The following is an 11375-nucleotide window of genomic DNA, read 5'->3' on the forward strand; positions in this document are numbered from 1 at the left end:
CTCCTCTGGTCGGTGGAGGCGGTGGCGCAGGTTCCTGCGGTGCGTCCATCAGACGCCAGGACCTGTTTCCGATTGGTTACAGCCGGAATAAGAACTCGTGTCGCAGGTCGGGGCCGCAATAGAGAGGCACGATCCGCGCCGCCGAAACAAAACGGCGAATCCTCGTAATCCGCCTGCAACACGGCGGTCGAAGACTCGGGACCAGATCCAGGCACCGCAGTTCGACCGGCACCGTCTCGTCCCGACCCCGCAAGGAGCCCGCACCATGAGCGACAACGACATCGACTTCGACCAGCAGGTCCTCGACAACATCGAGATCTCCCGCAACGAGATCGCGCACCCCTCGCTGCCGAAGGGGAGCAACATCTACGGCTCGACCAAGATCTTCCCCGACTACACGGCCACGAAGGACGAGCACTACTTCCAGCTCGTGCACGGCATCGCCCACGAGTCGTCGGTGAGCTTCGTCGCCGTGCTGCAGGCGACCAGGGCCCTCCGCAAGGGCTTCACGAGCGTGCTCTACTTCTACGGCCCCGGCTCGATGAACTGCATCGCCAACCGCGGGTTCCCGACGACGGGCTCGGACGGGTTCCCCGGCGAGAACAACATCAACAACGCGCTCGAGACGTTCATCGCCGAGGGCGGGACGGTGTTCTGCTGTCGCTTCGGCCTCGCGCTGCACGGCAACCGCGAGGAGGACCTGATCGCCGGCGTGATCCCGTGCCACCCCCTCGACGTGCAGGACGCCGTCATCCACTACGCCCGCAAGGGCGCCATCATCAACAGCACCTACATGGTCTGAGCCGGTGACCGCGTGACGATCACGAACGAGCCGCAGGCCCCCGCGCGCGGTGCCGTCGGCATCTCGAACGGCGGGGCGCTCTCCACCCGCGTCGACGTCGCCATCCGCGGCATCCGGGTCGCCGCCCCCGTGCACCGGGAAGGAGGCGCTGGTCCGAGCGACGACGGACACGTGCTGTTCCAGGGCCTGCAGTCCGCGATCCCGCAGAGCCAGGACAGCCCGTACCTCGTCGACGACGGGCGACTGCTGCTCGACGGCGAGGACACGGGCATCGAGGTCACGCCGGTGGCCCGCCCCCGGTTCTACGACCTGGCGACGGCCGACGGCGTCTCCTACGAGGCGATCGCGCGCCTCCACGGGGCCAAGGTGCTGGCGACCACCGTCGTCCAGACCTGCGTGCGCTACGACGTCGCCGAGCGCTGCCGGTTCTGCTCGATCGAGGAGTCGCTGAACGCCGGCGCGACCGTCGCCGTCAAGACGCCGTCGATGATCGCGGAGGTGGCCGAGGCCGCCTGGCGACTGGACGGCGTCGAGCAGATGGTGATGACCACCGGCACCTCGAAGGGGCGCGACCGCGGCGCGACGCACCTGGCCCGCTGCGTGCGTGCGATCAAGGCCGTGGTGCCGGAGCTCGAGATCCAGGTGCAGTGCGAGCCGCCGGGCGACCTCGCCACCATCACCGACCTGTGGGAGGCCGGCGCGCGCTCGATCGGCATCCACGTCGAGTCGATGGACGACGACGTGCGCCGCCGCTGGATGCCGGGCAAGTCGCGCGTGTCGATGGACGAGTACCGGGCCGCGTGGCGCGAGGCCGTGCGCGTCTTCGGCCGCAACCAGGTGTCGACCTACCTGCTCGTCGGCCTCGGCGAGGACCCGGACGAGATGGTCGCCGGCGCCCAGGAGCTGATCGACATGGGCGTCTACCCGTTCATCGTGCCGTTCCGTCCGCTGCGGGGGACGCTTGCGACCGACGTCGACCACGTGCCCGCGCCGCACGGCTCGGTGCTGCACGACATCACCTTCCGGGTGTCGGAGGCGCTGATCGCGGCCGGCATGAAGGGCACCGACCAGAAGGCCGGCTGCGCGGCGTGCGGCGCGTGCTCGGCGCTGCAGACGGCCGGGGGCTGACGTGGCGCTGCTCGACGTGCCCGCGCTGATGGGGCCGCGGGTCGTCACGCCGCCCGCCGCCCAGCTCGCGGCTCAGCCCGCCGCTCCGCCCGCCGCGGAGTTCATCGTGGGGGTCGCGGACCGCGCCGAGGTCGAGGCGTACCGGCGGCTGCGGCGCGACGCGTTCGTCGACGAGCAGGGGCTGTTCGAGGGCACCGACCGCGACGAGCTCGACGACGACCCGCGCACCGTCGTGCTCGTCGCCCGGGCCGGCGGAGGCGTCGTCGGCGGGGTGCGCCTCGCGCCCGTCGGCTCGGAGGACATCGGCTGGTGGACGGGCTCGCGGCTCGTCGTCGCGCCGTCGGCCCGGAGCGCCCTCGGCGTCGGGTCGGCACTCGTCCGGGCCGCGTCGGCGCTCGCCGAGCAGCTCGGGGTGCTCCGCTTCGACGCGACCGTGCAGGTGCGCTCGTCGGTGCTGTTCCGGCGTCTCGGCTGGGAGCAGACCGGCCGCTGCGTGATCGGCGGCGTCGACCACCTCCGGATGCGCTGGCCGATCGACCGGCACCAGCGGCTCGTCGACGCGACGAAGTCGGTGCTCGAGGCCGTGCTCGAGCCGCACACCGCGTGGGCGGCGTCGCCCGACGGCTCCCTGGGAGGCGCGGGCTGGGTCGGCGACGACGGGGCGCCCGTGCCGGGCACCGACGTCGTCGCGGCCTGCGACGCGATCCTGCCCTCGATGGTCGAGCGCGACCCCGAGTGGGCCGGCTGGTGCGGCGTGCTCGTCAACGTGAACGACCTCAGCGCGATGGGCGCCGCGCCCGTCGGGCTGCTCGACGCGGTCGCGGGCCGCGACGCGGCGTTCGTCCGACGGGTGCTCGCCGGGGTGCGCCGCGGCGCCGAGGCCTGGGGCGTGCCGCTGCTCGGCGGGCACACGCAGGTCGGGGTGCCCGCCGCGCTCAGCGTCACGGCCCTCGGCCGGACCACGCACCCCGTGCCCGGCGGAGGCGGCCGGTACGGCGACGCCCTCAGCCTCACGGTCGACGTGAGCGGCTCGTGGCGGGAGGAGCACCACGGCAGCCAGTGGAACTCGACCGAGGGGCGCCGCTCGCACGAGCTGCGCGACCTCGCGGGCACCGTCGCACGGGCACGTCCCGCCGCGGCGAAGGACGTCAGCATGGCCGGCATCGTCGGCACCGTCGGGATGCTCGCGGAGGCGAGCGGGTACGGCGCCGTCGTCGACGTGGCGTCCGTGCCCAGGCCGGGAGGCGCCTCCTCGGGGGCAGCTGCCTCGTCTGGCTCGGGCTCCTCGCACGTGACCGTGGGGGACTGGCTGAGCTGCTTCCCCGGCTTCGGCATGGTGACCGCCGACCGGCCAGGGGAGTCGCGGATGCACTCGCCCCACGCGGTCACGGCCGAGATCGGCGAGCTGTCGCTGCAGCGCGGAGTCGCCCTGCGGTGGCCCGACGGCGAGGTCACGCGTGCGGTCAGCGGCGGCGTGACGGGCCTCGGCCCCGCCTGAGCGGCGCGCGCTGCTGCCCGCTGCCCGCTGCCCGCTGCCCCCTGACCGCCGCCCGCTGACCGCCGCCCCGACCCCTCGAACCCGCGCGCACCCCTCGGCGCGCTCGCGGGTGCGCGCGGGCCTCGCGGGTGCGGACGGCCGGCGCTCTGCGACACCCGACGGGAAACACGACCGTAACGACACTGCGCGTCTGCTGGAAACACCCGATGAATACGGTGTGGACCGTGTGATCCACACGAGCGGACCGACGGCGATCTGCGAGGCACGAGGCCGTCCCGTCGGCCTCGTCGTGCAGCCCGGCCGTGCGTCCGAGCAGCGTTCCCCGCCTCGCAGCCGACGTCGAGCCGCGCTCGACCTCGACCGAAGGAACCTGCCCCGATGCAGCACACCACCCGGCGTCCAGCACGCCCCCGACAGTCCGCGGCTGCTCGCGGCGTCATCGCCCGATCCCTCTGTGCCCGGACCCTCGCCGCCGGAGCGCTGGCCGTCGGCTCGGTCGCCCTCGCCGCGACCCCGGCCCTCGCCGCGCCCGCCCCGATCGCGCCCGGGATCACGTCCGGGTCGATCACGGCCCCGGCCACCGCCACGGTCGGCGACGTCGTCGACGCGTCGATCGCGCTGACCGGCACCAGCGCCGTCTACGCCTACGAGCTCGTGGTCGACTACGACCCCGCCGTGCTCGACTACGTCGACGGCAGCGCGACCGCTCCCGACGGCGGCTTCGACGCGGTCGACGAGCAGGACGGCACCCTCACCGTCACGCACACCCGGCTCGGCACCTCGCCCGAGCTCGCGGGCGACCTCGCCGTCGACCTGCAGTTCGCCGCGATCGGCGCCGGCGACGGCACGCTCGGGTTCTCCTCGGTCACCCTCGTCTCGTCCGAGGGACTGACGACGACGCTCGCGGCGCCGTCCGCGGCGCCCCTCGCGGTGACCGCCGCGGCCGTGCCCCCGGTCGACCCGGCACCCGTGCCGGTGCCCGACCCGAGCACGCCTGCAGGAGGCGGCACCGCGCCGGTGCCCTCGCCCACGTCGAGCGCGGCCAGCGCCTCCTCGGCCTCGGGGCCCCTCGCCTTCACCGGAGCAGAGGTGCTGCCCGGCATCCTCGCGGGCGCCGCCGTGCTGCTCGCGGGCGTCGCCGCCGTGGTCGTCGCCCAGGTGCGTCGTCGCCGCTCGGCGGGCACCCGATGAGCGCGCCGCGCCCCGGCGCTCGCCGCCGCACCTCTCTCCTGCCCGCCTCGCCCACCTCCTGGAGGACCACCCCCGTGACAGCCCCCCGACGCCGCGCCCTCGCCGCGACCACCGTCACCTGCGCCCTGGCGCTCGGCGGCCTCGTGGCCGTGCCGGCCGCGAACGCCGCCGACGCTGCTGCTGCTGCTGCTGCTGCTGCTGCGGCCGTCGCGCCCGCGCCCGCCGCCGGCACGTTCCTCGCCCCGTACTGGGTCGAGCTCGACCTGACCGACGACCGCCAGGTCACGGCCGACGACCTCGAGGTGCTGAGCTCCGCGCTCGGGGCGACCAGCGCCTCCTCGGCGTGGGGTCAGGTGTCGGTCGCCGACACGGACGCCGACGGGGTCATCACCGTCTCCGACGTCGCCGCCCTGTCGCAGCGCATCGTCTACGACGACGGCCCCTTCGAGATCGTCGAGGCGTCGGTCGTCGAGATGCAGGCCGCGATGAACGCCGGGGTCACGACCTCGGTCGAGCTGACGCAGGACTACCTCGACCGCATCGCCGCCTACGACACGGCCAAGGTCGACCCGGCGTCCACCGGTCGTCCGCTGCGCTCGATCATCACGACCAGCGGGGTCGCGCTCGCCGCGGCCGCCGAGGCCGACGCGACCCGCGCCTCCGACGGGATGACCGACATGCTGCTCGGCGTGCCGATCGCGGTGAAGGACAACTACGACACCGTCGACATGCCGACCACCGGCGGCTGCGGCTGCTGGGACGGCAACCAGACCTCGACCGACGCGGCGATGGTCGCGGGGCTCCGCGCGTCGGGCGCCGTCATCCTGGCCAAGGCGAGCCTCGACGAGTTCGCGTTCGGCTTCGCGTCGGAGTTCTCGTCGTACCAGCCCGCCGGCACGAGCACCCTCGTCGCCAGCCCCTACGTCACCAGCCAGACGGCCGGCGGCTCGAGCGGCGGCACCGGCGCGGCGATCGCGGCGAACCTCGCCGGCATCGGGTTCGGCACCGACACGGGCGGCTCGATCCGCATCCCGTCGTCGTACAACCAGCTCGTCGGCGTCCGTCCGACGGTGGGCCTCGCCAGCCGCGACGGCATCATCCCGCTGGCGCTCTCGCAGGACACCGGCGGACCGATCGCCCGCAGCGTCACCGACGCCGCCGTGGCCCTCGACTCGGTGACCGGCGTCGACGCCGCCGACCCGGTCACCGCCGAGCAGCAGGGCCTCGTGCCGGAGTCGTACACGAGCTTCCTCGACGCGGACGCCCTCGCCGGCACCCGCATCGGCTACGTGACGTCGATGGTCAGCACGAACCCGACCACGTCGCGGCTCTTCGCGGAGGCTCTCGTCACCCTGCAGGCGCAGGGCGCGACCATCGTCCCGATCGCGACGCCGCCGGCCGGGTTCGCGGCCGTGCTCGCCGAGAGCAGCGGCAGCACGAACGAGTTCAAGCACGACCTGGACGCCTACGTCGCGAAGCACCTGGCGCCGAACGTCGAGGCGCGCTCGTTGCAGGGCGTGCTGGCCTCGGGCAAGTTCGTCCCGTCGCGGGCGGGCACCTACCGCTCGCGCGACGCCGTCACCGAGGCGACCTACCAGGGCTGGGCGGGCCCGAGCGGCACGCACACCACGGCCATCGCGAACGGGCACACCCTGGTCACGGCGATGCTCGACGCCCAGGACCTCGACACGCTGATCTACCCGTCGGGCAACCCGTACTCGTCGTTCAGCACGAACATGCGCCTCAGCCCGAACACGGGCATGCCGGCCGTGACGGTGCCGATGGGGCAGGCGACCGCGGCCGACGGCACCATCACCGGCGCCGGCGTGAACCTCGAGTTCCTCGGGCGGGACTACGCCGAGGGCGACCTGCTCGGCCTCGCCTACGCGTTCGAGCAGGCCACGGCGGGGACGCCGCAGGGGCGCACGTCGCCGAGCCTGTACGGGCCGCTGCCGGCGGGCTGAGCCCTGGCCTGAGCCGCAGGAGGCGCGGGTCCCGTCCGCAGGACGGGGCCCGTTCCCTGCGTGCGGGCTCCCGCGCGCCGCCCGCGCCCCCGCGTGCACCCGGACCCCTCGAACCCGCGCGGACCCCTCGGCGCGCTCGGGGGTGTGCGCGGGTTCCGCGGGTGCGGAGGCCCCGCCTCCTGCGCGAAGCCTGGCCGACTGGCGAGCTACACCCCCGAACCGGCGCTACACCCCTGGAACGCGTGGTTCAGCGCGGGTCTGGGGGTGTAGCTCGGGCGCCCGCGCCCCCGCGTGCACCCGGACCCCTCGAACCCGCGCGGACCCCCCGGCGCGCTCGAGGGTGTGCGCGGGTCCGAGGGGTGCAGCGGCCTGCGACGCGCGCGCGCGGGCGGGGGGGCGCCGCGCGCGGGCGCAGCGGGCGCCGCGCGGGCGGGCGCGCCTCAGACGAGGCCGTGCTCGTACGCGAGGATCACGACCTGAACACGGTCGCGCAGGTCGAGCTTGGCGAGCACCCGGCCCACGTGCGTCTTGACCGTGGACTCGCTGACGACGAGCCGCGCGGCGATCTCGGCGTTGTTGAGGCCCTGCGCGACCGCGAGGAACACGTCGTGCTCGCGCTCGGTGAGCGCCGCGAACGGGCTCGAGGAGGCGGCGGCCCCGCCGCTGAGGTCGGCCCCGGCCCCGGCCCCGGCACCGCCACCGGCACCTGCGCCTGCGCCCGCGCCGACGCCGGCATGGCCGCCTGCACTGCCGACAGCACCGCCACCAGCACCGCCACCGGCACCGGCTCCGCCGCCGGCACTGCCGCCAGCACCGCCGGCGCCGCGGGGGAGGCGCGGCAGCGCCACGTCGAGCACCGCCCGCGTGACCCGCGGCGAGACGACGGCGTCGCCCACGGCGATCGACCGGATGCCCGCGAGTAGCTCGGCCCGCGGCGCGCTCTTCACGAGGAACCCGCTCGCCCCTGCCCGCAGCCCCGCGAAGGCGTACTCGTCGAGGTCGAACGTCGTGAGGATGAGCACACGGCTCGCGGGCGTCTCGCGGACGATCCGCCGGGTCGCCTCGATGCCGCCGATGCCGGGCATGCGGACGTCCATGACGACCACGTCGGGCGACAGGTCCGCGGCCTGGACCACCGCCTCCTCGCCGGTCGCCGCCTCGCCGACGACGACGAGGTCGTCGGTCGAGTCGACGATCATCGCCATGCCGCGCCGGACCAGCTCCTGGTCGTCGACGAGCAGGATCCTGATGTCGGTCACCGCGCCTCCTCCGTGTCGGTCAGCACGACGGCGACGCGCCAGCCGCCGCCGCTGCCGTCACCGTCGCCCGGAAGCGGCCCCGCCGCGACGGTGCCGCCGTACATCCTCGCGCGCTCGCGCATGCCGACGAGGCCGCGGCCCGCGCCCGCCAGCGGCGGAGCGGCGTCCGCCCCATCGTCTCCGTCGGCTGCGCCCTCCCGACGGCCGGTCCCGTCGTCGGTCACCGTCACGGACACCTCCTCGCCCCAGTCGAGCTCGACGAGCACCCGGCTCGGCGAGCCGGCGTGCCGGAGGGCGTTCGTCAGCGACTCCTGCACGATCCGGTGCACGGCCGTCTGCAGGGCCTCGGAGGCGGCAGGCACGCCCCGCGACTCGACCACCACCGGCAGCCCCGCGGCCCGGAACGAGGCCACCAGCTCGGGCAGCTGGTCGATCCCCGGCAGGGGCTGCGCCGGGAGCTCGGCTCCAGCTCCGGCTCCGGCTGCTGCTCCGTTCGCTGCCGCCGCCGACCCGTCGGCGACGCCTGCCGCCGACAGGTCGTCGTCGTCGCCCAGCGCCCCGAGCAGCCGACGCATGTCGCCGAGCGACCGCCGGCCGACCTGCACGATCTCGGCCACCGCCTCCTGCGACCTGGCCGAGTCCTTTCGGGCGAGGGCGTCGGCGCCCTCGGCGAGCGTGACCATCACGGAGATGCCGTGCGAGACGATGTCGTGCACCTCGCGGGTGATGCGCGCACGCTCGGCCGCGGTGGCGAGCCGCGCCTGCTGGTCGCGCTCGCGCTCGAGGCGCTCTGCGCGCTCGACCAGCGCCTCCAGCCGTCGTCGACGGGAGCCGACGTCGGAGCCGATCAGCACGGCGACGAGCAGGAGCAGCACCGTGACGAAGGAGGCGCCCGTCGCCTCCCCGAGGACGACCCTCGACAGCACCGCGACCAGCACGACGACGGCGGCCGAGACGCCGAGACCGATCCAGGCAGCCCGGACCGAGCGGTGCACGGCGAGGGCGTAGAGGGCGAGGCAGACGGCGAGCGGGTCGAGCCCGCCGTCGACGAGCGCGGCGACGGCCGTGGCGACGGTCACGACCGCGAAGGTCAGCCAGGGGCGCCGGCGCCGCACGAGCAGCGCGGCTGCCGAGACGACGACCCCTGCGCCGAGGACGACGTCGACGCCGAGCGGCCGGCCGGTGCCGGTGGCGAGCCAGACGAGCGCGAGGCTCGTGCCGCTGACGAGCAGGTAGCCGAGGGCGACGAGGGCGTCCACGACGGTCGGACGCGACACGGCCCAGCGGCGCACGGCGCCCGGCGGGCGGGGGCTGTCGGGCATGGTCCGACTCTACGCAGCGGCCCGGACGGAGGCGCGGGTGCGGTCGGCCTCCGCGGGGTGGCTGCGGCCTCGCACCGGGCCTGTCTGCGAGCCGGTCCCCAGCGTCGAGACCCCGAGCACGATCAGCCAGCCGATCGCGATCGTCGTGGCGACGAGCTCGAGGACGCCCCCGACGTCGGTGCCGACGCGCAGCAGCGAGAGCAGCCCGCCGGCTGCCGCGATCAGCGCCACCGAGACGCCGCTCAGCATCGAGAGCACTCGCAGGCGGCGACGTCCGGCGACGAACGACGCCTGCAGCATCGCGACGCAGGCCGCCGTGAAGGCGAGCACGGCCGAGGTCGTGTGGACGAGGTCCTGCACCGTGAAGGTCGCGCCGACGGGCAGCGGGCAGCCCGCCGTGCAGGGCACCTGCGACGCCACCAGGAACAGCCCCGACGCGGTCGCGATCGACGTCGACACCGTCCAGGCCCCGAGGAGGCGCCCCGCGGCCCGCATGCCCCGCCCGGCGCGCAGCCCCCGCGCCGCCCACGCGACGAGCAGCCCGCCGGCGACGACGAGCAGCAGCGCCGCCTCGAACAGCGCGGCCGTCGGCTCCCCGTCGGCGCCGAGCTCGCTGACGTACACGGGCCGGTCGACCCGGCTGCGCGCGACCCAGATCAGGACGAGCGCGACAGCCGTGAGAGCACTGCCGACGCCCGCGGCGACGGTGCGGGAGGTGGTGCAGGAGGTGGTGCTGCGCGCACTGCCGGAGGCGGTCGCGCCGCCGGTCGGGCGGGCTGCGGACGGTGAGGTGCGGGACACGGTGGAAGCCATGTCCCGACGCTAAGAAGAGCCCCGCCCCGACCGCGTCGGCCCGTGGTGCACGCCCGACGTCTACGTAGCACCTGGGTACCACGCGCCTCCGCGAGGGCGGGCCGACGCGCAGCGGACCCTGTCGTCAGACCTCGTCGTGGACGGCGTCCCAGATCTCGCGTGCCAGCCAACGTTCCTTGCCGCCCTGCCCCCACCGTCCCATGGAGACGAGCCAACCGCGTTCCTGCGCCTTCCTGAGGACGGTGGACGCTGTCGGCTGAGAGACGTCGAGAGCTCTCTGCACGGAGCCGACCGTGACGACGGGGTTCCTGAAGATGACGTCGACGAGCCCGGCGAGCGCGGACCGGTCGGCACGGACCTCGGCTCTGTACCGCTCCCGGATCTGGACGAGGAGGGTGATCCTGGAGGCGCTCTCCGTGGCCTGCTCCGTGACGCCGTCGGCGAAGAAGCGGATCCATTCTTCGATCTCTCCGCGTTCACGCACCGCCTGGAGTCGCTCGTAGTACTCGACCCTGTGCCGTTCGAAGAATCCGGAGATGTGGAGGATCGGAGCCGGCAGGACGCCGTCGTTCACCAGCATCAGCCCGATGAGCAGTCGACCGATCCGGCCGTTTCCGTCGAGGAAGGGGTGGATGGTCTCGAACTGGTAGTGCATGAGCGCGCACTTGACGACGACGGGAACGGTTCCGCTGTCCTCGTTGACGAAGGACTCCCAGTCGGCGAGCAGCTCAGGGATGTGGTCTTGGTGGGGCGGGATGAACCTCGCGGACTCAGGGCTCGCGTTCGGGCTGCCGATCCAGACAGGTGACCGTCGGAGCTCGCCAGGTGCCTTCTCCTCTCCCCGGACGTCGCTCATCAACGTCGCGTGCGTCGCACAGAACAGTCGCTGTGTCACGGGGAGCGACCCGAGCAGCGCGTTCCCCTCGCGTGCGGCTCGCAGGTAGTTGTCGACCTCCCTGAGGTTCTCGTCCACGATCGGGGCGCCTCCGCTCTCGGCCGAGAGGACGTCGCTGAGTGACGCTTGCGTTCCCTCGATGCGGGAGCTCGACAGGGCTTCCTGCGCCATGGAGGGACCGAGCAGCAACTCGGGATCCTGGACGAGCTGCCCGAGCCCGGACAGGCGACCCAGGGAGATGTCCGCCCGTGATACCGCGAGTCCGACTGACGGAGGGAGGGGCAGCTCGCGGGGGAGTCTCGCCGGCATGAAGTAGGGGTGCGTCCAGGACGACAGCGGTCTCGTCTGGAGGCCGCCGAAGCGGTCGGAGGTGAAGGCGGCCGGTTCCATGGCTCGAAGATATAGGTGAAAGCTCCTGTTTCTTATTAGTTCGACTGTCGGCTCGCCACCGACTTATAAGTTCCCCCGATCCAGATGAGGAAGTTCTGCCTGCTCGCCAGTTC

The 11375-nt window shown here is 73.9% G+C and carries 9 protein-coding genes; 5 read left to right on the forward strand and 4 right to left on the reverse strand.

Translation table 11 applies throughout. The features are described from left to right. The first annotated feature begins 265 nt into the window (after positions 1 to 265). The 5 genes from JOE35_RS03070 (at position 266) to JOE35_RS03090 (ending at position 6583) form a co-directional block, all read left to right on the forward strand. Complete coding sequence (locus JOE35_RS03070; RefSeq protein WP_123547142.1) at positions 266 to 802, forward strand: MSMEG_0572/Sll0783 family nitrogen starvation response protein; 537 nt, start codon at positions 266 to 268, stop codon at positions 800 to 802. Positions 803 to 814: 12 nt separating this feature from the next. Continuing rightward, entirely contained in the window at positions 815 to 1930 is a 1116-nt protein-coding gene (locus JOE35_RS03075; RefSeq protein WP_307802913.1) for an MSMEG_0568 family radical SAM protein, read from the forward strand. A gap of 1 nt (position 1931) precedes the next feature. Then, entirely contained in the window at positions 1932 to 3428 is a 1497-nt protein-coding gene (locus JOE35_RS03080; RefSeq protein WP_307802914.1) for an MSMEG_0567/sll0787 family protein, read from the forward strand. 378 nt (positions 3429 to 3806) lie between these two features. Continuing rightward, entirely contained in the window at positions 3807 to 4619 is an 813-nt protein-coding gene (locus JOE35_RS03085) for a cohesin domain-containing protein (RefSeq protein WP_209559812.1), read from the forward strand. 74 nt (positions 4620 to 4693) lie between these two features. Then, on the forward strand, positions 4694 to 6583 hold the full coding sequence (locus JOE35_RS03090; RefSeq protein ID WP_307802915.1) for an amidase family protein: 1890 nt from the start codon (positions 4694 to 4696) through the stop codon (positions 6581 to 6583). Positions 6584 to 7023: 440 nt separating this feature from the next. Here the strand turns inward: JOE35_RS03090 and JOE35_RS03095 are convergent, their stop codons facing one another. From JOE35_RS03095 to JOE35_RS15425, 4 genes are all read right to left on the reverse strand, one after another. Then, on the reverse strand, positions 7024 to 7842 hold the full coding sequence (locus JOE35_RS03095; RefSeq protein ID WP_307802916.1) for a response regulator transcription factor: 819 nt from the start codon (positions 7840 to 7842) through the stop codon (positions 7024 to 7026). After that, positions 7839 to 9164: a sensor histidine kinase gene (locus JOE35_RS03100; protein WP_209559814.1), complete on the reverse strand. Its 1326-nt coding sequence runs from the start codon at positions 9162 to 9164 to the stop codon at positions 7839 to 7841. The genes JOE35_RS03095 and JOE35_RS03100 overlap by 4 nt, the downstream gene beginning before the upstream one ends. 9 nt (positions 9165 to 9173) lie before the next feature. Beyond that, positions 9174 to 9977 carry a DUF998 domain-containing protein gene (locus JOE35_RS03105; RefSeq protein WP_209559815.1) on the reverse strand — a complete coding sequence of 268 codons (804 nt, stop codon included), beginning with the start codon at positions 9975 to 9977 and terminating at the stop codon, positions 9174 to 9176. Between the two features lie 124 nt (positions 9978 to 10101). Further along, entirely contained in the window at positions 10102 to 11262 is a 1161-nt protein-coding gene (locus JOE35_RS15425; RefSeq protein ID WP_209559816.1) for a Fic family protein, read from the reverse strand. Positions 11263 to 11375 lie beyond the last annotated feature (113 nt).

The sequence above is a fragment of the Frigoribacterium sp. PvP032 genome (genome assembly GCF_017833035.1).
Taxonomy (GTDB): Bacteria; Actinomycetota; Actinomycetes; order Actinomycetales; family Microbacteriaceae; genus Frigoribacterium.